Source organism: Streptomyces sp. NPDC000941 (assembly GCF_053599555.1).
On sequence record NZ_JBSFMM010000094.1, the window covers coordinates 19,670 to 42,492 of the forward strand.

At 69.4% G+C, this 22,823-nt stretch carries 23 protein-coding genes and 4 pseudogenes; 20 read left to right on the forward strand and 7 right to left on the reverse strand.

The annotated features are described in order from the left end of the window. Positions 1-49: 49 nt before the first annotated feature. From ACWDSL_RS27790 to ACWDSL_RS27800, 3 genes and pseudogenes are all read left to right on the forward strand, one after another. Positions 50-2,210, forward strand: a pseudogene (locus ACWDSL_RS27790) (Tn3 family transposase); the annotation flags it as partial. Between the two features lie 194 nt (positions 2,211-2,404). Then, complete coding sequence (locus ACWDSL_RS27795) at positions 2,405-2,836, forward strand: Rrf2 family transcriptional regulator (protein ID WP_089511581.1); 432 nt, start codon at positions 2,405-2,407, stop codon at positions 2,834-2,836. Between the two features lie 93 nt (positions 2,837-2,929). Continuing rightward, positions 2,930-3,682: an SDR family NAD(P)-dependent oxidoreductase gene (locus tag ACWDSL_RS27800; RefSeq protein WP_450489879.1), complete on the forward strand. Its 753-nt coding sequence runs from the start codon at positions 2,930-2,932 to the stop codon at positions 3,680-3,682. A gap of 93 nt (positions 3,683-3,775) precedes the next feature. On the opposite strand, the pseudogene ACWDSL_RS27805 reads toward ACWDSL_RS27800, so the two are convergent. Both ACWDSL_RS27805 and ACWDSL_RS27810 read right to left on the reverse strand, forming a co-directional pair. Then, positions 3,776-4,285: pseudogene (locus tag ACWDSL_RS27805) on the reverse strand (site-specific integrase); the annotation flags it as partial. A gap of 23 nt (positions 4,286-4,308) precedes the next feature. Next, positions 4,309-4,827: an N-acetyltransferase family protein gene (locus tag ACWDSL_RS27810; protein ID WP_450489881.1), complete on the reverse strand. Its 519-nt coding sequence runs from the start codon at positions 4,825-4,827 to the stop codon at positions 4,309-4,311. Here ACWDSL_RS27810 and ACWDSL_RS27815 point away from each other — a divergent pair. The 6 genes from ACWDSL_RS27815 (at position 4,826) to ACWDSL_RS27840 (ending at position 9,611) form a co-directional block, all read left to right on the forward strand. Further along, positions 4,826-5,416: a helix-turn-helix domain-containing protein gene (locus tag ACWDSL_RS27815; protein ID WP_385612102.1), complete on the forward strand. Its 591-nt coding sequence runs from the start codon at positions 4,826-4,828 to the stop codon at positions 5,414-5,416. The genes ACWDSL_RS27810 and ACWDSL_RS27815 overlap by 2 nt on opposite strands. Continuing rightward, the gene (locus ACWDSL_RS27820) at positions 5,413-6,630 is read left to right on the forward strand and encodes an MFS transporter (RefSeq protein ID WP_450489884.1); all 1,218 of its coding nucleotides are present in this window, start codon (positions 5,413-5,415) and stop codon (positions 6,628-6,630) included. Before ACWDSL_RS27815 ends, ACWDSL_RS27820 begins: the two co-directional genes overlap by 4 nt. 66 nt (positions 6,631-6,696) lie before the next feature. Continuing rightward, positions 6,697-6,936 carry a hypothetical protein gene (locus ACWDSL_RS27825; RefSeq protein WP_450489886.1) on the forward strand — a complete coding sequence of 80 codons (240 nt, stop codon included), beginning with the start codon at positions 6,697-6,699 and terminating at the stop codon, positions 6,934-6,936. After that, complete coding sequence (locus ACWDSL_RS27830) at positions 6,933-7,427, forward strand: maleylpyruvate isomerase N-terminal domain-containing protein (protein ID WP_450489888.1); 495 nt, start codon at positions 6,933-6,935, stop codon at positions 7,425-7,427. The genes ACWDSL_RS27825 and ACWDSL_RS27830 overlap by 4 nt, the downstream gene beginning before the upstream one ends. A 98-nt stretch (positions 7,428-7,525) precedes the next feature. After that, entirely contained in the window at positions 7,526-8,059 is a 534-nt protein-coding gene (locus tag ACWDSL_RS27835) for a class I SAM-dependent methyltransferase (protein ID WP_450489890.1), read from the forward strand. Positions 8,060-8,537: 478 nt separating this feature from the next. Next, a complete protein-coding gene (locus tag ACWDSL_RS27840; protein WP_450489892.1) occupies positions 8,538-9,611 on the forward strand; it encodes a DUF4419 domain-containing protein in 1,074 nt (357 codons plus the stop codon). 183 nt (positions 9,612-9,794) lie between these two features. On the opposite strand, the gene ACWDSL_RS27845 is transcribed toward ACWDSL_RS27840, so the two are convergent. After that, positions 9,795-10,220 carry a CGNR zinc finger domain-containing protein gene (locus ACWDSL_RS27845; protein ID WP_450489894.1) on the reverse strand — a complete coding sequence of 142 codons (426 nt, stop codon included), beginning with the start codon at positions 10,218-10,220 and terminating at the stop codon, positions 9,795-9,797. A gap of 98 nt (positions 10,221-10,318) precedes the next feature. On the opposite strand from ACWDSL_RS27845, the gene ACWDSL_RS27850 reads away from it, so the two are divergent. From ACWDSL_RS27850 to ACWDSL_RS27860, 3 genes are all read left to right on the forward strand, one after another. Beyond that, positions 10,319-11,023, forward strand: a complete 705-nt coding sequence (locus tag ACWDSL_RS27850) for an arginase family protein (protein ID WP_450489896.1) — start codon at positions 10,319-10,321, stop codon at positions 11,021-11,023. Continuing rightward, positions 11,020-11,532, forward strand: coding sequence for a hypothetical protein (locus tag ACWDSL_RS27855; RefSeq protein WP_450489898.1), 513 nt, complete (start codon positions 11,020-11,022; stop codon positions 11,530-11,532). Before ACWDSL_RS27850 ends, ACWDSL_RS27855 begins: the two co-directional genes overlap by 4 nt. A 525-nt stretch (positions 11,533-12,057) precedes the next feature. Beyond that, positions 12,058-13,323 carry an MFS transporter gene (locus ACWDSL_RS27860; RefSeq protein WP_450489900.1) on the forward strand — a complete coding sequence of 422 codons (1,266 nt, stop codon included), beginning with the start codon at positions 12,058-12,060 and terminating at the stop codon, positions 13,321-13,323. Between the two features lie 55 nt (positions 13,324-13,378). On the opposite strand, the gene ACWDSL_RS27865 is transcribed toward ACWDSL_RS27860, so the two are convergent. Together ACWDSL_RS27865 and ACWDSL_RS27870 are read right to left on the reverse strand one after the other, a co-directional pair. Continuing rightward, positions 13,379-14,260: a hypothetical protein gene (locus ACWDSL_RS27865; protein ID WP_450489902.1), complete on the reverse strand. Its 882-nt coding sequence runs from the start codon at positions 14,258-14,260 to the stop codon at positions 13,379-13,381. Positions 14,261-14,492: 232 nt separating this feature from the next. After that, a complete protein-coding gene (locus ACWDSL_RS27870; protein WP_450489904.1) occupies positions 14,493-14,933 on the reverse strand; it encodes a YybH family protein in 441 nt (146 codons plus the stop codon). Between the two features lie 274 nt (positions 14,934-15,207). On the opposite strand from ACWDSL_RS27870, the pseudogene ACWDSL_RS27875 reads away from it, so the two are divergent. The 5 genes and pseudogenes from ACWDSL_RS27875 to ACWDSL_RS27895 all read left to right on the forward strand — a co-directional run. Further along, positions 15,208-15,595: pseudogene (locus ACWDSL_RS27875) on the forward strand (sigma factor-like helix-turn-helix DNA-binding protein); the annotation flags it as partial. A gap of 57 nt (positions 15,596-15,652) precedes the next feature. Next, a complete protein-coding gene (locus tag ACWDSL_RS27880) occupies positions 15,653-16,675 on the forward strand; it encodes a CehA/McbA family metallohydrolase (RefSeq protein ID WP_450489906.1) in 1,023 nt (340 codons plus the stop codon). Positions 16,676-16,936: 261 nt separating this feature from the next. Continuing rightward, the gene (locus ACWDSL_RS27885; protein WP_450489908.1) at positions 16,937-17,077 is read left to right on the forward strand and encodes a hypothetical protein; all 141 of its coding nucleotides are present in this window, start codon (positions 16,937-16,939) and stop codon (positions 17,075-17,077) included. Positions 17,078-17,144: 67 nt separating this feature from the next. Beyond that, entirely contained in the window at positions 17,145-17,663 is a 519-nt protein-coding gene (locus ACWDSL_RS27890; protein WP_450489910.1) for a zinc-binding dehydrogenase, read from the forward strand. Positions 17,664-17,972: 309 nt separating this feature from the next. Continuing rightward, complete coding sequence (locus ACWDSL_RS27895) at positions 17,973-18,359, forward strand: YrdB family protein (RefSeq protein ID WP_450489912.1); 387 nt, start codon at positions 17,973-17,975, stop codon at positions 18,357-18,359. A gap of 340 nt (positions 18,360-18,699) precedes the next feature. On the opposite strand, the gene ACWDSL_RS27900 is transcribed toward ACWDSL_RS27895, so the two are convergent. Then, positions 18,700-19,425 (reverse strand): NADPH-dependent F420 reductase, encoded by a 726-nt coding sequence (locus ACWDSL_RS27900; protein ID WP_450489914.1) that lies wholly within the window; start codon positions 19,423-19,425, stop codon positions 18,700-18,702. Between the two features lie 159 nt (positions 19,426-19,584). Here ACWDSL_RS27900 and ACWDSL_RS27905 point away from each other — a divergent pair, with 159 nt between their 5' ends. Continuing rightward, positions 19,585-20,130, forward strand: coding sequence for a GNAT family N-acetyltransferase (locus ACWDSL_RS27905; protein WP_450489920.1), 546 nt, complete (start codon positions 19,585-19,587; stop codon positions 20,128-20,130). 203 nt (positions 20,131-20,333) lie between these two features. Here the strand turns inward: ACWDSL_RS27905 and ACWDSL_RS27910 are convergent. After that, a pseudogene (locus ACWDSL_RS27910) lies at positions 20,334-20,453 on the reverse strand (Lrp/AsnC ligand binding domain-containing protein); the annotation flags it as partial. Positions 20,454-20,991: 538 nt separating this feature from the next. Here ACWDSL_RS27910 and ACWDSL_RS27915 point away from each other — a divergent pair. Beyond that, positions 20,992-21,567: a hypothetical protein gene (locus ACWDSL_RS27915; RefSeq protein WP_450489916.1), complete on the forward strand. Its 576-nt coding sequence runs from the start codon at positions 20,992-20,994 to the stop codon at positions 21,565-21,567. Between the two features lie 160 nt (positions 21,568-21,727). Beyond that, complete coding sequence (locus ACWDSL_RS27920) at positions 21,728-22,630, forward strand: EamA family transporter (protein WP_450489922.1); 903 nt, start codon at positions 21,728-21,730, stop codon at positions 22,628-22,630. Positions 22,631-22,823 lie beyond the last annotated feature (193 nt).

A 22,823-nucleotide genomic window follows, 5' to 3' on the forward strand; every position in this document is an offset into this window, starting at 1 on the left:
ACCACCCGAGCCGGGTGAGGCCCCGGCTGCCCGGCCACGGTGGTGAGGACTGCCGGTCGAGTTTCTGACGGATGAGCAGGCAGCCCGGTACGGGGCGTTCTACGGGGCGCCCGCGCAGACGGAGCTGGAGCGGTTCTTCTTCCTGGACGACGCGGACCGTGCTGGCGGAGTAACGGCGAGCGCGACGGGACGGCCCGCTCGCATGCCGGGGAAATCCAGCAGGACGGTGGCTGGCGGGACTTCGCCGAGGTCCGGGACGAACTGGTGGGGTGGCTGGACGCGCGGGCCTGTACGACCGGGGACGGGCCGAAGGCATTGTTCGACGCGGCGGTGGGGTGGCTGCGCGAGCGGCGGGTGCTGCTGCCAGGGGTGAGCCGGTTCGCCCGGCTGGTGGCGTCGGTGCGGGAGGCGGCGAACCAGCGGCTGGGGGAGGCCCAGCACGGGTCGCTGAGCGCCGGTCAGCGGGCGGTGCTGGACGAGCTGCTGGCGGTGCCGTCCGGGGCGCGGGTGTCGGAGCTGGACCGGCTGCGGCGCGGCCGGTGCGGGTGTCGGGGCCGTAGATGAAGTGGGAGCTGGGGCGGGCTCAGGAGATCACCGGGCTGAGCATGGGCGAGCTGGATGTGTCCGGGGTCCCGCCGCGGAGGCTGGCGGAGCTGTCGCGGTACGGGGTGGACGGCAAGGCGTCGTTGCTGCGCAGGCACGGCGACTCGCGTCGGCCGGCGACGCTGTCGGCCACCGCGGTGTACTTGACGACCCGGGCGGTCGATGACGCGCTGGAGGTACTGGTCGCCACCCGGCTGCTGGCCCGGGCGGAGCGGGACACGGCGAAGGAGAAGCTGCGGGCCCTGCCGAAGGTGGAACGGGCTGGCGCGAAGCTCGCCGTGGCCCTGCAGGTCGTCTTCGACACCACGGCCGAGCAGGTCGACACCGACACCGGGGAGGTCACCGAGCCGAAGGTGGACACCCTGGCGGCGATGTGGGAGGAGATCGAGGCGGTGGTGACCCGCGATGAGCTGGCGGCGGCGATCGCCGCGATGTTCGAGCTGACGCCGCCGCTGGGCTCGGACTCGGACTCGGACGCGGACGAGGCGTGGCGGCGGGTGCTCGTCACCCGGTTCAGCACGGTGCGGCCGTTCTTGAAGCAGCTGGTGAAGGTGGTGGACTTCGGTGCCACTGCGCAGGGCCTGCCGGTGGTGAAGGCGTTGCAGTCGCTGCCGGAGCTGATGGGGCCGCAAGAAGGTGGGCCAGGCCGAAATCGACACCGAGCTGCTGGCCGGCTTGTGGAAGCGGCTGGTGCTGGCGGCGCCGCACTTGGAGCCGGGCGAGATGGGCTGGAAGGCGTACACGTTCTGCATGCTGGAGCAGGCCCACCGGCTGCGGCGGCGCAAGGAGGTGTTCGCCAAGAACTCCTCGAAGCGGGGCGACCCGCGGGCCAAGCCGCCGGCCGACCAGGCGCGGGTGGCGGCGAAGCCCACCGTACTGGCCTCCCTCGGCCAGCCCGAGGACGCGGGCGAGCACCTGGCCGGGCGGGCCGCGCTGCTGGACGGCACCTACCGGGAGGTGGCCTCCCGGGTGCCGGCGAACGCGCAGATCGTGTTCGACGCCCCGACGCCGGCTGCACTTCGCGGCGCTGGAGCCCGAGCCGGAGCCGGCATCGCTGCTGGAGCTGCGGGCGCTGCTGGTCGCGCACGGCTGCAACGTCGGCTACACCCCTGTGGTCGGGGGTGCGGACGCGCTGCGGTACGGCCGGTTGTCCCACGTCGACCAGACCTACCTGAAGTTGGAGACCTACCGGGCGGCGGCCAACGCTGCGTTCATCGGTGCCCAGGCGTCGATCCCGCTCGTACAGGCGTGGGGCGGCGGCCTGGTCGCCTCGGTGGACGGGAAGCGGTTCGTCGCGCCGGTGCCCTCCGTGTACGCCAGGCCGACCCCGAAGTACTTCGGTGCCTCGGCGTGCGGAGGCGGGCGACGAGCCGGGGCGACGTGGCTCAACCTGATCAACGACCAGGCCGCCGGGCTCGGCGGGAAGGTGGTGGCCGGCACCCCGCGCGAGCTACAGCGACATCGTGTTCGGCCTGCTCACCCTGGCCCGGTTCACCTTCGCGCCGCAGCTGGCGGACCTGCCCGACCAGAAGATGTGGCGCATCGACCGCACCGCCGACTACGGCCCCTTCCAGGACGCGGCCCGCGGGCGGATCGACCTGGAGCGCAACAGTTCCCCCGTCGCGACGCCGCTCGGGTACCTTCCGGCCGACAGCTGGTAGCCCGGCCCCTCGGGGATGACCTCCCAGAGGAAGCCGTCGACGTCCGTCTTGGTGTAGATGCGCGGGCAGAACTTGCCGCATGCAGTTGTAACAATTATGGTTACGACTGGAGTCGAGGGGCGAGGGAGGTGGAGTCCGACGTGAGTGCCAACAGCAGACTGACCATCGCGGCGCACGCCCTGACGTGGATCGGGCTGTATCAGCGTCGTGGCCACGAGGTCGCCACCTCCGAGCAGATCGCGACGAGCGTCAACACCAACCCGGTGGTGATCCGCCGCCTGCTGGCCAAGCTGAGCAAGGCCGGCCTGGCCGATTCGCGGCGGGGGGCGGGGGCGGGCTGGATGCTCGCGCGGGACCTGGCGGCGATCACCCTGCTCGACGTCTACCAGGCGATCGAACCGGGACCGGTCTTCGCCCTGCATCGCGCGACACCGGACCCCGAGTGTGTCGTGGGCCACGGCATCGGGCCGGCGATGACCGCCGTGTACGACGATGTGGAGGCCGCCCTGCGCAGGGAGCTGGCCAAAACCACGCTGGAGGACGTGCTGCGGGACGTCTTGAAAGCCGCCTGACCTCGGATCGTCGACTTCCCCTGATCGAGGGGGAGTGCATCCCGCACTTATTGATGTAACCAAAATGGTTACATCAGGGAATTGGAGAATCTCATGGGACAGCTGGACGGCAAGACCGCCCTCGTCACCGGCGCCTCCAGCGGCATCGGCCTGGCGATCGCCCGCCGTTTCGCCGCCGAGGGCGCGACCGTCTACCTGACCGGGCGTCGCAAGGCCGCGCTGGACGCCGCCGTCGCGCAGGTCGGCGCCCGCGGCATCGCCATCCAGGGCGATGCCTCGGACCTCGGTGACCTCGACCGGCTCTTCGCCGAGATCGCGAACCGCAGCGGCCGCCTGGACATTGTGGTGGCCAACGCCGGGGTCGGGGACTACGGCCCGCTCGGCGCGATCACCGAGGAGGAGTGTGACCGCACTACCTCGATCAATCTCAAGGGCACGGTCTTCACCGTCCAAAAGGCGCTGCCGCTGCTGACGGCCGGCGCCTCGGTGATGCTGCTTTCCTCCAGCGCGGCCCTGCGGGCCGCCCCGGGCCTGGGCATCTACGCCGCCACCAAGGCCGCGATCCGCAGCCTCGCCCGCACCTGGGCCGCCGAACTGGCCGGCCGAGGAATCCGCGTCAACACCCTCACCCCCGGCCCTGTCGAGACCCCGGGTGGGGACGAGCTCCGCGCCGCTTTCCCGCACGGCGATCGGCCCACCGCGGCCGAGCCCGTCCCACCGACCCCGCTCGGCCGCGCCGGACACCCCGACGAGGTCGCCGCCACCGCCCTCTATCTGGCCGGCGACCAAAGCACTTTCACCACCGGCGCGGAACTGTTCGTCGACGGTGGCGCCACACAGCTCTAGGCGCCACATCGGCGACGCGGGACGCATTCGACGAACTGCCGAGCGCCATCTCGGCGGCACGGACCAACGGCATCGGCACTGCGTTGCTCAAGCCACCGGCCCGCGGGTGCAGCCCGTGAGTAGGCGGGCAGCAGCCGGGCGGTGCCGGCGTCCCGGAAAACCGTCTCCAGCACGTAGTCGGCGCGGACGGCGCCGCGGCGGCGCATCTTCGGCTGGGCGCCCTTGGACTTCACCGGGCAGCGGCGGCCGGCCAGGTCCAGGTCCTCGATGTTGACGTCCAGGATCTCCTCGGAGCGGGCGCACGTCTCGTAGCGCATCCGCCACAGCGTCTTCTCCCGCAGGTGGACCTCTCGGCGCGCGATCAGCCGGTCGATCGCCATCTTCGAGCGCACCGGGGTGTCGGAATCCGGCGGCGGCAGCCGCTTCGCCCAGGCCGGGACCGCCGGCCCGTCGCAACCCGCGCTCGGTGCACCAGCTCGTCCAGGACAGCACCGCGCCGCGGCGGGCGTTCCAGGTGTTCACCGCCGAGCTGCCCCACAGCAGCTCCAGAGCCTCGCCTATCTCGTCGTCCGCCAGGGTCGACGGACGCTCGGCGCCGTCCCTGCACCGACGGTCGCATCGGCGGCTCAGGTCAGGGGCAGCCGCATGATCGTCAGGTCGAGCCATCGGCCGAACTTGGAGCCGACCTCCGGCACCGTGCCGACGTGGTGAAACCCGAACCGTTCATGCAGCCGGATCGAGGAGGTGTTCTCGGCTTCGATATCGGCGATCATGACGTGGTGGCCCGCTTCGCGCGCAGACGCGATGAGGGCGGCCAGCAGCGCGGAGCCGATGCCGAGCCCGTGTCGGCCTTCGCGGACGTAGACCGAGTCATCCACCGTGTGCTGGTATCCGTCCAGCTTTCGCCAGGGTCCGTAGACCGCGAACCCGGCCACTTCGCCCTCCACCTCGGCCACGAACGCCGATCCGCGCTCCAGATGCGCGGCCAGCCAGGCGGCCCCCTCGGCGGGGGTCTGCGGGGTCTGTGTCCACAGGGCCGTCGAGCGCTCGATCGCGTGGTTGCGGATCGCGCGTACGGCCCCCGCGTCGCCGGGGCGGGCCGGGCGCACTTCCACAGCCAGCCTTTTCTCGTATATTGGATTCATGTCCAACATAATAGATCCTCTGGTGGGGCAGATCGCAGCCCGCGTCCGCACCGAACGCGAACGCCGCAGGTGGACCCTGGCCCAGCTCGCGGATGCCTCCGGGGTCTCCCGCGCCATGATCAACCGGATCGAGCGCGGCGAGAGCAGCCCCACCGCCGTCGTCCTGGGCAAGCTGTCCGCCGCCTTCCAGCTCAGTGTCGCCTCCCTGCTCGCCCTCGCCGAAGGAACCCCGGACGACACAGACGGAATCCCGGGAGTGCGCCGCCAGGCCGACGCGGCCGAGTGGCGCGACCCCGCCACCGGCTACCGCCGCCGCCAGATCACCGGCCCCCACTTCCCAGCGGAGATCGCCGAGATCCGCCTGCCCCCCGGGGCCCGCGTGCCCTATCCGGCCGCCGCCTTCGCTTTCATCCGCCAGATCGTCTGGGTCCTCGACGGCCACCTGACCTTCCACGACGGCGACACGGTCCATGAACTCGACACCGGAGACACCATCGAACTCGGCGAGCCCGCCGAGCGCGTCTTCGCCAACACCACCGACACCGAGTGCCGCTACGCCGTCATCCTCACCCGAGGCACAACACCGTGACGCGCCCCCTCGCCCGGGGCGGCACACTCCTTCTCGCCTCCATAGCCGCAACGGCGATCGCGAACAACTACGCCATCCAGCCGGCGCTCTCCGCGGTCGCCGCCGACCTGGGCGTCCCGCTCTCCGTGATCGGCCTGGTGCCGACCGCCGCGCTCACCGGCTGCATGACCGGCTTCGCCCTCCTGCTCCCCCTCACCGACCACCTCGCCCCCAACCGCCTGGTCGGCGCGCAACTCACCGCCCTGGCCGCGGCCCTCGCCCTCGGCGCGGCCGCACCCGGCGCGGTGGTGCTCCTGGCTGCCTACGTGCTCATCGGCGCGGCCGCCAGCGTCGCGGCCCAGGCCAGCAGCATCGCAGGCCGCTACGCCCCGCCCGGGCGCCGAGGAACCGGCGTTGCCACCGTGGCCGCCGGCATGTCCGCGGGCATCCTGCTCAGCCGGCTGGCGGGAGGAACACTCGCCGACATTCTCGGGTGGCGGCGGATGCTTCTCGTCTTCGCCGCCCTCGCCCTGCTCGGCGCGATCGCCGCCGCCACGCTCCTGCCCCGGCAGCAGCCTCACTCCCGCCGCGGCTACCGCGCCACCCTCGCCTCACTTCCTCCGCTCCTGCGCCACCACCCGCAGCTGCGCAGCGCGGTGGCCACCGGCGGGCTGTGGTACTTCGCCTTCAACCTCATCTGGGTCGCCCTCGCCCTCGCCCTCACCCTGGCCCAGCCGCCCCACTCCCTCGGCCCCACCGCCATCGGCCTGTACAGCCTGGCCGGACTCCTCGGCTTCGCCGTACTCCCGCTCACCGGACGCCTCGCCGACCGGTACGCCCCGCACACCGTGATCACCGCTGGCATGCTGATCGCCGCGGCCGGAACCGCCCTGCTGGCCACCGGTCTCAACAACCCGCCGGCCACAGCAATCGGGCTGGCCCTCTTCGACGCCGGCTGCTTCGTCGCCCAGGCCGCCAACCAGAGCCGCATCATCGCCCTCAACCCCCAGCGCTCCGGCAGCCTCAGCAGCGTCTACCTGGTGCTGTACTTCACCATCGGCGCCATCGGCACCGCCGTCGCCGCACCCCTCCTCAGCACCCTCGGCTGGCAGGGCACCACCATCGCAGCCCTGGCCGCGCTACTCCTCGCTGCCGCCCTCGTGCCTACCGGGAACCGGCAGACCCGCCGCGAGCCCACCCGTGGCACAGGCCCCGCTTCGGGCTCGGAGCGGTAGGCCAGGGCCTGCCCGGCGCGGGCGCCGGGGGATGGCGGTGATGGTGCGGGCGCCGCAGCCGCTGGTGTGCGCGCCGTTGCCCACCTGTCGGCCGGCGCAGCCGAACACCACGTCATCACCACCGCCCGCGAACGGTCCACCGTCCTCTACGGCATGACCACCCGCACGCCCACCCGCGCCTCACGCGTCGCCCCACCCACACAGCTCGTTCCCGGCTTCGGAAACGTCGGCGAACAAGCCGTCACGGACGGCATCGCGACCTCCGGCCACCTGCTCACCGGGCGGCTGTACAGTGCTGGCCCGTGACCGACACCACCAGCCTCGACAGCGCCGACATCGCCGTTCTCCTCGACGACATCCGGGGCTCCGCCACGCGCCTCAGCGTCTCCCTCGATGCGCTGACCGACCTGAAGGCCGGCGAACCCTCCACGCTGCCCGGCTGGAGCCGCGGCCGCGTCATCACGCACCTCGCTCGTAGCGCTGACGCCTATCGATGGCTGCTGGCTCTGGCCCGCACCGGCGCCGAGCCCGGACCGAGAGCCACCAACTACGTCACTTGGGCACTCGACGACACCATCGCCACGCTGGCCGCACGCCATTTCCCCATCGCCCGCATCGAAGCCACCGACCTCGACCGTTCCTGGACCCTCGCCCCGACCGGGCCCGCGGCCACCGGACCCGGCCACGCGCTCCTCGCCTGGCTCTCCGGCCGCGGCCCGGCCACACACCTCGTATCAGAACCTCACCCGCCCACACCACCGACGTGGCCACTCCCACCAAAGCCCGGCTGGACCTGAGTCGCTACTCCTCTCGGATGGCCTTCGCCCGGTCCGCATGGTTGCAACGAAGCGGCCACCTGACAGGATGCCGGGCATGACGACGGCCGAACGTCGCGGTGGAGCCCTCGGCCGGGATGCGCGAGCAGTTCTCCCAGGTGCTCCCTGATGCGCGAGTTCTGGACGGGACAGGGGAGTCGATCCCACTACCGGACTCAAGCGTGGACACTCTGGTCTGCGCGCAGGCATGGCACTGGGTGAACCCGCGGCGGGCGGTCCCAGAAGTTGCCCGGGTGTTGCGTCCAGGCGGGCGGCTTGGCCTGGTGTGGAATTTTCGTGACGTGTCGGTGCCCTGGGTCGCAGAGCTGGACCGGATCCTGCGTGACTACGCCGCAGCGCCGACGGAGGACCGTCAAGTGGAGCGGGTGGGCGCGCCTTTTGGGTCCGTCGAGCGGCAGGACTTCCGGTGGAGCCACCCGATGACGGCCGGGGAGGGCATGGCGATGATCGGCTCCCGCAGCTACGTGATCACTCTGGAGCCCGCGACACGGAAGGAGTTGCTGGCCCGGGTACGCATGCTGTTGGACGCGAAGCGTCCAACGGAGATGCCCTATGTGACTGAGTGTTATCGCGCCGAGCTCGAATTGCCTTGACCAGGGAGTCCTTGGTCACCCTGCGACGGAGAGGGGGCCTCTGCCCCAGGGGACGCGGGCGTGTTCGCCCACGCGGAGGCGGTGGGGCAGCGGTATGGCGTGGCCGCGACCGGCGAGGGCGGGGTACCACCGGGGAGCGGCAGAGACGAAGTACCGGTGCGAGCGTGCTGAGGCGGCTGAGCCGCGTGGGGCCAAAGTTGTGGATATATGCGAGATTTGCGGCCCGGATCGGGCACTTCGATGCCTATTCCATGCCATACTGAGCATGGCTCTCACCGCATCCCCCGTCGGTGAGAGCCATACACCTTCGGCCCGGTCATACGCGAGCGGAAAGCGCCCAACGGGCACGTCAGCGGGACACCAAGCCGACTGGGCTGGAGGGTCTTTCGCTGTCGATCCGTCGCGAGCAGTGAGCCAGACCCCAGGGGACTTGATCGACCTTCTAGGATCGAGGCCGATCAGCTCCTGGGGGACATGGATGGCTTTGGAGATAGATCTTCCGCTCGGCGAAGACTCCAATGCCGCTCGGCTCGCGGCTGAACTGACCGAACTCGGCAACGAGCGCTTCCTGCAGGCGGTGCTCCGAGACCAGGCGCGTTTTCATCACCGCAGCAGTGACCGCCTCGTAGGTTGGCCCACCAACGCTCCGGAGACCACCGAGCCCACCTCCAGCCTCCTGCTGCGCGCCATCCACGTGTGCTTCACTGCCCACCTGCCACTGAGCCTGTCACCCGACCTGCTCTGGTATGCCGTCGTGCACGAGGTGGCCGTTCACGTCCGGCTGAACCCCAGCACGTACGAGGGAGTCTTCACCGACACCCCCGGATACCAGCAGACCATCGCCGTCCGCGACGACTTCGCCCCGCAGGACTGGGGGCGCTCCATCAACCTGGTTCAACAACCCCTGCGCTCAAGGATCGGCGACGAGGTGGCCGACCTGTTCCAGCCCGCCTTCTCTACGACCACCCCCGTCGACGCCACCGCCGCGCTGGTCGCGCTGATGGACGTGGTCAGCCCGTATTACCGCTTCCGGTGGCAGACGCTCTGCGGCATTCCGCGGATCCGGCTGGAGGGCACGGACCGGGACTGGCGCCTGTTGGCGGCGCGGGTGCGGGAGCTGGCGGGGTGGTTCGAGGGTCTGCGGCCGTGGTTTGCCGCCCTGCAGCCGGTGCTGGAGGCGATCAGCGCGACAGCCTCCGGGTGGGGCGTCGACCACGGATTTTGGAGTTCGCTCTACAAGTGGGAGTCGGCGTCCGGCGGCGACCGGGTCACCGGCTGGATCACCGCTTTCTTCGCTCACCGGTACACCGACGACGGACCAAGTCCCAAACAGTCATTCGGCCACGGCACCACCGCTGAGGACGACTTCCCCTCCCATGTCTCCTGTGTCCCGTTCCGCTGGGAGACCCCCACCGACACGTACGACATGGCCTTCCTCGGAGGCGTCATCGGCATAGAACGGAGCGGTGAGTGGATCCGGCCCCAGCTGGGCCACGCCGTAGTCGAACTTCTCTACGGCCCGGACCTCGGCAACGCGCTGCGGGCACTGTAGCCACCCCGCTCCGCAGGGACACTCCTCCGCTCGCGGTGCTCCTCGCACAGGCGTAGGTGAGTCCTCGCTGAGTGGGGGCGGGGTGGCGTGCCGCCCACCGTGCCGCGGACCGTCCCCCGACGAGCTGCTGCGCCGGCCCGCCCCGGCGGCCATCCGCTTCTGGTCCGCGACGGACGTTGGGACCTACTGGTTGTTGGGCGGCTGTTGATGTTCCTGTCGGCTCGTGGTCTGTCGCCTCCGCTGGTAGTGGGTGCGGCCTTTCGCGGAGTTTCCGCAGGTGGCCATATCGCACCAGCGGCGGCGGCCGCTGCGGGAGCCGTCGATGAACACCCAGCCGCATCGCAGGCCAGGGCACACGCGGGTGCGTTCCAGCGGCAGTGACCGAAGCAGGTCGAACGCCTGGAGGACGAGTTCGTGGTTGAGGTACTCAAGCCCAGATGTCTCGACGCTGACCTGGAGCTGTGGCGTGTTCTCGCGGACGGTGAGGCGAGCGCTGGCGACCGCGTGCTTCCAATGATTCTCGACCTGGCCGACCGCCTCCACAGGGGCCGGAGGGTCCTGGTGGATCAGTGCCGCGATGAGGCCCGCTCCGGGGCGCGGGCCCGGCACCTGGCAGGCCCCGCAAGCGCTGCTGGCGGCGGGGTTGGAAGCGCGGCTGCGGCCGGCTCGAGTTCGACGCGCAGCCGGCGACCCGTATCCGCAACGGGGTGACCATCCGCGAGCATGCGCTGCGGCTCGGCGAGGCGGTCCAGGCCGCGCTCGCTGCCTCCCGGTTCGCGGTCGTGCTGGGCGGCGACTGCAGCATCCTGCTGGGGTGCCTGCTGGGGGCCCGCCGCGACGGACGTTGCGGCCTGGTACACCTCGACGGGCACAGAGACTTCCGGCACCCCGGCAACTACGACGCCAGTTCGTCCCTCGGCTCGGCGGCCGGGATGGATCTGGCCCTGGCCACCGGCCGTGGTGAGCTGCTGCTCTCCCATTGGCCGGTGGTGGGCCGACCACTGGTCGCCGACGAGGACGTGGTCCAGATCGGTGACCGGGAGGACGAGGAGATACCCCCGGTCACCCGGTTCACCGCCCAGCAGATTCAGCAGATCGGTGTCGCCGATCTGGGTGAGCGGGTCGTCAGCCGCCTGGAGCGGCGTGGGCTGGACCGCGTCTGGCTCCATATCGACCTCGATGTGCTCGACGAACGAGCTCTGCCCGCGGTGGACTCTCCGGGCCGTCCCGGGCTGGACTTCTCCCAGCTCGCCGAACTCATCTCGACCCTGGTCGGCACCGGCCGGGCGGTGGGGCTCGATGTCGCCGTCTACGATCCCGACCTCGACCCGGACGGCGCGTACGCCACTCCCATCGTCGACTGCCTTGCCTCCGCCCTGACTCCGCTTGCGACCGTGGAGACGCACGCTTGAAGACGCTGCTTGCCGATGGCCCCAGCAACCTGTGCGCGAACGAGACGGAGCAGTTCGGACGCCTGGCCGGACACTGGGCGACCCAGATCACCCACTACGCCGCCGCCGGCAACTCACCGGCCCGCCGAGTCAGTGGCGAATGGGAGTTCGGCTACGCCCTGGAGGGCAGAGCGGTCCTGGATGTCTGGCGATGGCCTGGGCGCGACGAACTCCCTGCCGCGGGTCGCTCGCGCGACCAGGAGTGCGGCCTGTGCGTGCGGATCTGGGACCCGCGCCTGCAACTATGGCGGTTCACCTTCCACGGCACCGCCCGTGGCGACCTGGTGCACATGTACGCCCGCCAGGTCGATGATGAGGTCGTCATGGAACGCGCCACCGGCAGCGACCTCGTCCGCTGGACCTTCGCCGACATCACCGCCGTCACCTTCCACTGGCGAAACGAACGATCGAGCGACGGCGGACACACCTGGCGGCTCGACCAGGAGGTCAACGCCCGGCGCCTACGGTGAGCGGTCTCGATGCAACGGTCAGGCCCCTTTACCGGCGCAAGGGCACCACACGTCGACGACTTTCTCTGTGTTTCGTGGGCCGCCACCCATGAAGACAGACCGGTCCGGCGATGCCGACGTCGGACGAGCAGCCCCGTCCCGGCCCATGGTGCCTGCGCCGGCAGGCACCACAGACCACTGGCATCGTCACCGACGCGGAGTTTGTCGTCGGCGCCAGGTCACCACCAGGTGGTGCAGGCGACATCGGGGTAGTTGCCGGCCTTGCCGCAGGCTCGCATGAGATTGGATGTCCGAAGCACTCATCAGCCATACGACCGAAGGTATACGGGCGGCCGCTGACGGTCCGGGGCCACGCGCACGGGAGCGGGGCTTACGGCCGGGCGTGCCGCGCGCACAGGGGAGTGGCTGACGCCCGGGCGATGCGGGGTTGCCCAGCGATCGAGCCGGGAATTGGCCCTTCCTCCCCACTGACCACGGTGGTTGGCTGACGACGATCAGTTCTCGCCGCCGTCCCGAGGAGCGCCTGTGCCCAGGTTCCTGCCACAGCCCGGCCCGCCACGCATCCTGGCGCAGGCGCAGCTCACCAACTCCATAGGCGACGGTGCCTTCTACGCCACGTCCGCCCTCTTCTTCACCCAGATCGTCGGCCTCTCGGCCGCCCGCGTCGGCCTCGCGCTCACCATCGGCTGGTGTACGGGCATGCTCGCCGGCGTACCGCTGGGATACCTGGCCGACCAATGGGGACCACGTCGCACCGCGCGGCTGCTTGCGGTCTGCACCACCGCCGCGCTGCTGTCCTTCCTCGTGGTGCGCAGCTTCCTGCTGTTCGTCCTCGTCTTCTGCTTCTACGCCTGCTGTCAGGGAGGCCTGACCTCCGCCCGCCAGGCGCTGCTCGCAGGTCTCGTCGATGCCGACGAACGCACCCGCGTCCGCGCCCAGTTGCAGTCCACCCTCAACGGCGGGCTGGCCCTGGGCGCCGGTGTCGGCGGGATCGCGCTGGCCGTCGGCACCGAGCCCGCGTACCTCTGCGTCTTCGTACTGGATGCGCTGGCGTTCCTCTGCGCCGTCGTCATCCTTGGCCGGCTCCCGGAAGTACCGCCCGCCCCATCCGATGCGCGCGCCACGGGCGAGCCGCGCCTCGCGGTGCTCCATGACCGCCCGTACGCGCTGCTGACGCTCCTCAACGCGGTCCTCTACCTGAACATGCCGCTGCTCAGCCTCGGCCTGCCGCTGTGGATCGTGGAGCGCACCGACGCCCCCGAGTCGATGGCGGCCGTCGTGCTGATGGTCAACATGCTCAGCGTCGTCGTCTTCCAGGTGCGAGTCGCCCACCAGGTGACGGATCTGGCGACCGCGGCCCGCGCCACGGCCCGGGCCGGTGTGCTGATGCTCGCGGCCTGCCTGGTGTACGCGGCCTCCGGCGCGTCGGCGGGCGCCCTCGTGGCCGTCGCCGTGCTGGTCGCCGCGGCCGTCGTGCAGGTCTTCGGCGAGATGACGCACGGCGCCGGCGCCTGGGAGATCGGCTTCGGCCTGGCTCCGGACGGCCGACAGGGTCAGTACCAGGGCTTCTTCGGGATGGGCCCGCAGATCGCCCGGATGCTTGGCCCGGTCGTGATGACCACGCTGCTCATCGGCTGGGGCACCGGCGGCTGGCTGGTCCTGGGCGGGCTGTTCGTCGGCGCGGGCCTCGCCATCGGCCCGGTCGCGCGTTACGCACAGCGGGGCCGACAGCAGAAGGGCGATAGTCAAGACAGCTCTGCGCGGCCAGTGGCAGGGACCCAGCCATCATGATCAAGTTCTGGCGGGTTTCTGCCGTATCCGGGTCACACTCCAACCTCAACCATGTTCACACGCAGAAGAGCAGGGATGGCAGAGCCTGGTTGACCCAGTCCCAGAAGGGCTCGCCGGGCCGCTCGGAGGTGCCGTTGATGCCCGAGAGCGCGACCCGGGGGGCGCCGTGGCGATCGCGGTCGGCGATGTCCAGGAAGTAGGCCTCAGCAGCGGAGTTGCACGTGCAGAACTGTATCCAGCGGTCGAACTCGCCATTCGCCGCGCGGACGAAGTCCTCGTCATGGTCGTAGTCGTCGGGGTCTTCTCCCTCATAGTCCGCGAGGGTCGAGGCGCCGAGCGTCGTGGTTAAGCGGTCCAGTCGAAGATCGAAGTCGAACGACGTGAAGGACGCGTGGACCGCGGCGAGGTCACGAACGCCTGCGGGGAGCGGCTCGTCCAGCAGGGGGACGACGTCCGTCGGGCCGAGGAGGGTCGGAGCCGTCCCCCACAGCACGTCCAGGGAGTTCGACCCCGTGTACGGCGCCAGGCCCTTCAGGTCGCGCGGCAACTCCCCTGACCGATCGGCGAGATACAGGTATCCGAGCAGGTACACGTTCTCCATCGCGACCAACGCCAGCCCGAGTACCTCCGCGCGCAACGCCGCGAGGAAGCCCGGGCAGTACCCGGCAACCGGTGCCCACACGTGTGCCAGGGCGACGGCGAGACCGGCGTCGGCCGGTATGCCCCACGGAGAATCCGCCGCGAACGGGACGTCGCCGTCGCCGCCCAGCAGCAGAAGCCCTCGCAGTTCGGCCGTCCCCGCCGTCTCGAGGGTCCCCGACGATTCGTGCCCCAGCAGCCGCAGTCGAGTGTCGCGCCGCAGCAACTGTTCGACACCGCGCGAGTCGCCGTCGGCCAGCGCCGTCCGCCACATGCGGTTGGTCTCCTCGATATCCATGATCGCAACCCTAGCCACCGGCACGGACACGTCCCGTTGCCTTTCCGCACGGCCCGGCCGTACGGTGTCGGCCGTACGGTGTCGGCCGTCGTCGATCATGCACGCGCGTACGGAGGCCGGTGGCGCTGTCGAAGAACGCGAACGCGATGCCGGTGTCGTTGATGTCAAGGCTCGCGATCGCCGCGTCCGCGGCGGTGGGCCGCCGGGCGAGGCCCCGAACTTCTGCGGCTCGTCAGGGCTCGAGGTCGGCCACTCCCTTGCCACTCGCCATATCGAACGGCACAGAAACCTGGTCGTGCGCGATCAACCAATTGCCGTCGATCTTCTGGAAGCAGAAAGTGGCCCGGACCCACATGCCGCTTGTCGCCGTCCCGTTCTTCAACGTGCCGCTGAGCCGACCGAAGCAGTGCCCGAACGCCACATCACCGCCCACGGTGACGGCCAGGTCGCGAACCTCGTAACGCACATCCTGGAAGAACGTGAACGCCCTCGCCCAGTTCTTCAACTTCGCCTCTACCCCTACATGCTGCAGCGGCGGCTCGACATCGAAGGACACGACATCCGCCGCGTAGAGCTGCTTCAGACCCTCGAGATCCTTGGCTCGGATCCCTTCCACAATGTTGTCGACCTGCTGCCGAATCCTGGCTTCGTCGACCTCGCGTTGCGTGGACATCGCGACCTTCCCTTCCCATCGGTGTGGAATCTCGGCTTCTCACTAGTACGACGACACAGCGGCCCGAGATGTCAGGCCCGCAGCCGCCGTACTGACTTCGGAATCGCCCGAGTGCACTGCATCCTCCGTTCCGGGAAGCCGGCCGCAATCAATTCCCCTGGGAAGGGGATCGGGCCGGGGTAGCCGGGAGCGGCCTCAGCGGCGCAACTTGCTGTGCCGGGGTCGGGCTCGGGCTCGGGGGTTCAGGCGACGGTGACCGGGGAAGTCGCGCGCAGACGAGTCGGTCAGCATGGCCTTCCTCATCGCACTCGAATCGATGACCCCGGCCCAACGCGTCGCGCTCATCCTGCACGACGTCTTCCGCTACTCCTTCGCCGAAATCGCCGAGATCACCGGCCGCACCCCGGCAGCATGCCGCGAGCCGGCCTCTCCGCCCGATCGAAGGCGGCGAAAGGATTGCCCACTACATCGTCGACATCGCAGCCAGGGCTCCCGACAGCCGGACGATCCTGGAAGGCACGGTCAACGGTCAGCCCGGCCTCACGATCCAGCAAGAGGGCGTCATCGTGGCGGTGTACGCATTCGACATCGCACACGACCGGATCACACACATCTGGGCCGTCCGCAACCCGGACAAGCTTCGCCCGTGGACGGCAGCCTGACCCGAGCTGCCCGCCCGCGATGGCCCCGATCTCCCGGCGGCGGCTTAGGTTGCTGGAATGACGATGGGTGACGAAGCGGGGAAGTGTCTTCCGGTGTCTCAGTTCCCGTTGCGGCGGGTGGCCGACCGGGGGCGTGGCTGGTATCGGGGTGACTGCCATGTGCATTCGGTGGCCTCGCACGGCGGCGAGCTGACGCCCGCGGGACTTGCGGCGGGTGCGCGTGCGGCGGGGCTCGATTTTCTCGCGACCACCGAGCACAACTCTGCTGAGACGCATGGTGCCTGGAGCCGGCACGTCGGCAACGATCTGCTGGTGATCTTGGGGCAAGAGGTCGTCACGCGGACCGGACATTGGCTAGCGCTGGGGGTCCGCCCGGATCAGGTGGTCGACTGGCGCTATGGGGTGCGGGACGACAGGGTCGACGGGCATCTGGAGGAGGTTCATCGGGCGGGTGGGCTCTGTGTGGCAGCTCATCCGCACGTCCCGTACGCGTCGGGCACGTTCATGTATCCGTACCAGGGCTTCGACGTGGTTGAGGTGTGGAACGGGCCGTGGTGTTCGGATGTGCCATGGCAGGCGGACAATGAGGCGGCCCTGGCCGAGTGGGGGCGCAGCCTGGCCGCGGAAATCCACCAGGGACGGTGGCGGCCTGCGATAGGGAACAGTGACGCCCACCTGGAGGGCCAGATCGGCACCCCGCACACCGTTGTGCTGGCCGACGAGCTGAGTGTTGACGCGATCCTCGCTGGTATCCGCGCCGGCCATAGCTGGATCGCCGCATCGCACGCCGTCGGGCTGTCGTTCGTAGTCTCCGCCGGTGACCGCAGCGCCGGCATCGGTGGGCAGCTGAAGATCGGCGATGAGCCGGCCGTGGTGCGAATTGACGTACGTGGCGTGCCCTGCGGCACTGTCAGCCTCCACACCGAGAGAGGAAAGGTGCGCAGCGAATCATTGCCCGACACGGCTTCGGGCGCGGTGGAGTGGCAGATCAGCGCTGAGGAATCGGCGTTCGTTCGCACCGAGGTCCGCGATGTGAAAGGCCGCATGGCAGCGCTGAGCAACCCGGTCATCTTGGCCTGAATAGTGGACGGTCGAATCGTCACGCACCTGCTGATCGCCGTCTGCACCGTTTCCGCTGAAGGGGGCCGTGGCGATCCTGGAGGCCGGTAGGGCATGCGCTCTTTGCCGCATCGAAGGAGCGTGTGTGATGTACATCACGAATTTGGTGCGGGAAACCCGTGCAATGCTGCAGCCGTTTGCGCTCTCTCTCCATCGACCGGGTACCGCCGCAACCGGAGGCGGACCGTACGTTCGGGAGGGTGCTTGCAGATGGATGGCCAGATGAATCAGCGGACGGCACTGTTGCTGCTGGTGGGAGCCGTCACCGTGTATGTCGCGTTCGAGCATCCCCCACTGGGCACGGCACTTCTGGTCGGAGTAGGGGTCGTGACGCTGCTCCAGCTCCTGCTGAAGGACCGCTGACCAACCATGTGTGATGTGAAGTCGGCAGCACTTCCCGCACAGTAGAGCGAGCCACGCCGAGTTCGTCGTGGTCGACGACGTGAATGTGGTCTCCCGTCCGGAGGGGCTGTCCTGGGACGTGGCCGGGTCGTTGTACGTGGCCGGTGCGACCGCGTACGCCACCGTGTTCGCGGTGGATCCCGGACCGGCGGACACCGTCGTGGTGTCCGGTGTGGCGGGCGGTGTCGGGTCGCTCGCCGTGCAACTCGCCCGGCAGCGCGGCGCCACGGTGATCGGGCCGGCGAGCGAGCGGATCCGGCAGGCCGTGGGCGGGAACGGCTATGTGGAGCCGGCAGTGGAGTTGGGTGTGCGGCCCGAGCGGATCAACACGATCCGCGATTGGCAGGCCGCGGCCAAGGTGGGTGCGCGGACCTACGGTGAAGGCTCGGCGGCGTGCGCGGTCGTGGTCGGCGACCTCGCCCGGCTCGCCGCGCGCGGGGAGCTTGAGGTGCCGATCGCCCGTACCTACCCGCTGGAGCAGGTGCGAGACGCGTTCCGCGAGCTGGAACAGGGGCACACCCACGGCAAGATCGTGCTCCGTCCGTAGCCCCGGCTGCCCGAGGCAACCATCGAGCAGGCACACCGCACCAACACGTAAGCGTCGGACACCTCAGGTACTGTCCTGCCGGCAGCAGCGGCACCAGCCGGCGGCCCCCGCCAACTGGACCGCTCACCCTGACCGATGCCCTACCGTTCCTCCTACGAAAGTGGCAACCGTGCCTGTCGCCCCACATTTGATACATGCCCGGGTCTTCTGCGTCTTCTACGGCGGCGCATCTGGCACCACGCCCCATCAGCGGCACCGGCAGGTCGCTCTCCGGCCGGTGGCCGAGTCGGACCGCTCGGAGGCGGCCAGATGAACGTCACACTGGCCCTCGCCAACAACGACGCCATGCTCGCCGTCCGTTTCCTGCTCGAACTGGTCTCGTTGGCCTGCGTGACTCTCTGGGCATGGCGTCGCGTGCCTTCGCCCTGGCGCTGGGCTGTGGTCGTCGCGCTCCCCGTCGCCGTGGGCTGGGCGTGGGGGACCTTCACCGTGCCGGACGACCCGTCCCGGTCCGGCGAGAGCGACATCCACACACCGGGCCCGGCACGGTTGCTCCTCGAACTCGCCGTGTTCTTCGGCGCGGTGGCCGCCCTCCACTTCGCCGGCCTACGGCGTGCGGCTCGGTGGCTGCTCGCGGTCATGGTGGCTTACCAGATCCTCGCGTACGACCGTGTCGGCTGGCTGCTCAGCCACTGACCCGCAACGCTCCTGTCGAACCCTTGCCCGGCCGGGATGGCGAGCAGGACGCCCATGCTCGTGCTCGTACTGGTCGCAGGCGGGACACCGAAGGTGTGACCGTGACCGTGACCCGAGGCGGGCGGGGTGGGTGATCGCCTGGCCGAAGGCGCACCCCAAGGCGATCGACGCTCGCGAAGAGGGTGTCCGGGCCAGGCGGCGGTTCATGAACAGCGCTATCGACCAGTAGGCCATCGCCACGGCGCCGGCGGTGCGCCGCTCGAACACGTCCCGTTGTCAGCGGCGTTTCCGAGCTGGTGAGCCGGACAGTCACACGTCCCGGGTGAGGGAACCGGACGCCCTATCCGTTTTGTGCCTTCGCCAGGAGCGCTCGTATCTCGGCGGCCGAAGCCGGGCCTGCCTTGAGGGAGAGGAACCCGGCCGGGGCGGAGCCGGCCGCCAGGGAGCCGAACGACTCGCTGGGCAGCTCCGTGTAGGGAGCGCCGTATGCGGGCGTGCCCGGTGCGAAGCGCCTGCCCTGCGCGAGTGGTCCCGCGTCGACGGTGGCGTATCCGAGAATGTCGAGCAGCTCGGTCGCGTGCCGCTTCGCTTCGGTGTTGTCCCCAGCGATGGGGAGCGCGGTGCGGTCCTCGGCGCCTGCCGGCCTGTTCAGCACGGCGAGGTGTTGGTGGTGGATGTTGTTGAACGCCTTCACGACGTACGCCGATTCACCGAGGTACTGCTGGAGCAGTTCGCTGCTCGTGGTCGAGCCGTCGTCCAAGGCCTCGATTCCGCCGTCGCGCTGCGGGGAGTAGTTGCTGGTGTCGATGACTGTCTTGCTCGCGAGAGGCTCGCGCGGCAGGGAGTCGTACGCCTTGAACGGGACGGTCACAACCACCCAGTCGCCTGCTGCGGCGGCTTCCGCCGCGGTCGCCGCCCGGGCACGGGGGCCGAGTTCCGCGACCAGGTTGGCCAGCGTCTGTGGGCCGCGCGAGTTGCTCAGCACGATGTCGAGTCCGCCATTCACGCCCAGCCGCGCGAGAGTGCTGCCGATCCGTCCACTGCCGATGAGTCCTAAAGTAGCCACGCCGGGCCAACCAGTGGGGATCCGTGCCTATTCCGTCCGTGCTCTGCGCCGGTGTCGGAGTTCGTAACGGCCGCACCTGCGGGCTTCCCCCTCACCAGAACCTGCCATCCTGTGGGCACTGGCAGGGGGAACGGTTGGACAGGAGACGGCGTGGACGCCATGAAGATCGGGGTTATCGAGACTGGCAGGCTGAGCCTCGTGCCGCTCGCTGTCGAGCACGCGGACGAGATGGCCGAGGTGCTCTCCGACCCGGCTCTGCATGTCTTCATCGGCGGTGCCCCGCACTCTCCGCAGGCGTTGCGGGCACGGTATGAGCGCCTGGTGGCCGGCTCACCCGAACCTTCCGTGACGTGGTGGAACTGGGTGATCCGGCTGCGCGAGGAGAAATGCCTGGCCGGGACGGTGCAGGCAACGGTCACCGCTGCTGAGCACGGGTGCGCGGCCGAGGTTGCCTGGGTGGTCGGGACTGCGTGGCAAGGGCGCGGCATCGCTACCGAGGCGGCACGAGGACTGATTGTGTGGCTGCAGGAGCAAGGCGTGCAGGGGATCTGCGCCCACATTCACCCGGATCATCATGCATCCGCTGCTGTTGCCGCTGCTGCGGGCCTGGCTCCCACCGGACACTGGCACGAAGGGGAGATCGGGTGGGAGCTTCCCCCGACGCACCCACCGGCCGACGATGGCGGCACAGAGGCGGGGCTCTGAAGGCGCCGAGCTGGGCTGGACCGGGTGCCACGGTGCGTCAGGCCGGGTGGGGCGTGCGTCGGCGGTCAGTTGGAGAGCGTATGGCGGCTGCTTGCCGGTGCCGTCGACGGTCAGGTCGGCTTCGGCGGGCGGGACCCGGTTCGATGCGGGTGCGATGGGCCTTGCGTCGGCGTCGTCATTCACGCGGCGGCCGCCCTGGCAAGGAGTACGGACTCATAGAGGCGCTGGTAGGACGTTAGGTCGGCGCTGACCACGCGGATCAGGTAGTCCGGCTCGCCGTACAGCCTCTGCGCCCCGATGACCTCGGGGACGTCGGCGAGTGCGGCGCGATCGTCTCCGGCGTCTGGGTTCTGGTGGTGTTCGTCGCCTACACCTTCTACACCAGGACCCAGCGGCCGCGATTCGACAGTGATTCCCCGGCTCATGAACCGAACGCCGCGCCGTCGTGCACCCGCACCAGGAAGGCGGGCAGGAGCAGTACGTCCGTCACCCCGCCCCCGATCCGTCTCCGCAAGTGCCCCGCCGCCGACCTGGCCCGCCATGCTGACGCCAGGATGTGGTCGAGCAGTTGGCCGACTGCGGCCAGAACTCAGAACCCAGAGGGCCCATGTTCCGCCTCGTGGCGTTCGCGGCGCCCAGCCCCTGTGCGAGTCCCTGGTCCGCTGCCGCACGCGCCAGTGCCCCGCGTTCCCCCGAACCGCCCCTGCGCAGCAGTACGCCGATGGCCCGAACCGGTCGTGCCATGCAGACACGACGGTCGACGAGGTTGGTGAGTTGAGGATCGACGTAAGACATAAGATCGCAGGATCTTAACCTGCAACCGGGCGATCCGGCCTCCAGGGTCGCGGAGAAGGTGGCCCGATGACCGAGATCAGAATGGCGTTCACTGGGGATGTTGATTTCGAACTATTGCTCCAGTACGGCAGAAATGAAGGATGGACAGCGGAGACCACTGGCGAGTCCCCAATCCCATCAGGTGAGGCTGCCGAGGACGGCGCGTATTTTTTCTGCTGGCGACTCGACGAAGACGGGGCTGGTCGATTCGTTGACGACGAAGTGACCGAGGTGAAGTTCTTCGTCTTCAGCGGAGAAGTTAAAACCTCCACCATCACGGGATTTCGCCTGAGCTTCCCCACTGCTACCTACAAGGAACTTCTCGGTAGCGTTGCCGGCGACGTTTCACACGAGGATCAAGATCGCGCCCTTGAAACGATCGGTGCCATCGCTCCGCGCACCTACACCGACGCGGTCTACGCGGCCGTATCACGCGGGCTGGACGGCGACACGGCGGCTGTTCGGACTGCGGCGATTTCAGCGGTAATGCAACTGTCATGGCGGGAGTTTCGAGAACCGTTGAAGCGAGTCGCGGATCACGACCCCGACCCCAATAACAGGGCTTACGCCACGAACACCTTGTATTCGTTGCCGCAGGGCTGACATGCGGCGATGCGGCGTCGGTGCCCAGCCGGCTCAGCCAGGCAGGTCGAGCAGTTCCGCGTACCGGCCGAACTCCGGCTCGTCGGATGGTGCAGCCCGGACTCCGCGAAATTCAGGTGACGTGCGGTGCCTGATCGTCAACAATGCACGCGTGGCCACCATGAACGTCGACGGGACTGAACGCGGTCTGTCCCCTCGATTCTCCCTGACCGCGCCGGCCGGACGTACCTTGGGCGCGATCCCGCCACCGGCGCTGGTACTGCTCGGCATCGTCAGTGTTCAGGTGGGCTCGGCATTGGCCAAGCACCTGTTCGGCGCGGTGGGCAGCTCCGGGACAGTTGGGTTGCGACTGTTCTTCGCGGCGGCGGTGCTGATGCTGTTGTGGCGGCCGTCACTGCGCATGAATCGTCGCGCGTGGACAGTAGTGCTCGGCTACGGCGTGATTCTCGGCTTGATGAACCTGTGCTTCTACCTCGCGCTGGCCCGGATCCCGCTGGGGATCGCGGTGACCATCGAGTTCCTCGGGCCGTTGGCGGTGGCCCTGGCCGGGTCGAGGCGATGGCTGGACGCTTTCTGGGCCGTGCTCGCGGCAGGCGGTGTGGTCCTGTTGATGGGGGGACGCGGCGACCTCAACTTTGTCGGGTTTCTCTTCGCCCTCGCTGCGGGAACGTGCTGGGGCCTGTACATCCTGGTCGGCGCGGCGCTGGGCCGCCACACCACGGAGGGCAACGGTCTGGCCCTGGGAATGGCCGTCGCGGCACTGGTGGCTGTGCCATTCGGTGTGGCCGACAGCGGAACGGCGCTCATTCAGCCGTGGGTCCTGGTTGCGGGGCTCGGCGTGGCACTGTTGTCGTCGGTGATCCCGTACTCGCTGGATCTGGAAGCACTGCGCAAGATCCCGCCGCGTGTGTTCGGCATCCTGATGAGCCTCGAACCAGCGATGGCCGCCCTCATCGGCCTCATCGTGCTCCAGGAGTCGCTGCGGTGGTCGCAGTGGATCGCGGTGCTGTGCGTGGTGTCCGCGTCGGCGGGCGCCGCACGCGGCACCCGCCCAGACGTCTGACCGTCGACAACGGGAGGAGCCAGCGGTCGACGAGGCCGAGGCCCGGCGCCACCCAGTGCCCGAGCCTCTCGGCCACGACCGGTGGGCGCTGCTGCGCAACACCGACGGCAGTGTGCAGCGGCCCTGAGCCCGTCGCGCGTAAGTCCATCGATTTGACTTAAGGCGCCGAGAGCACCCCCCCGGGGTGTGCTCT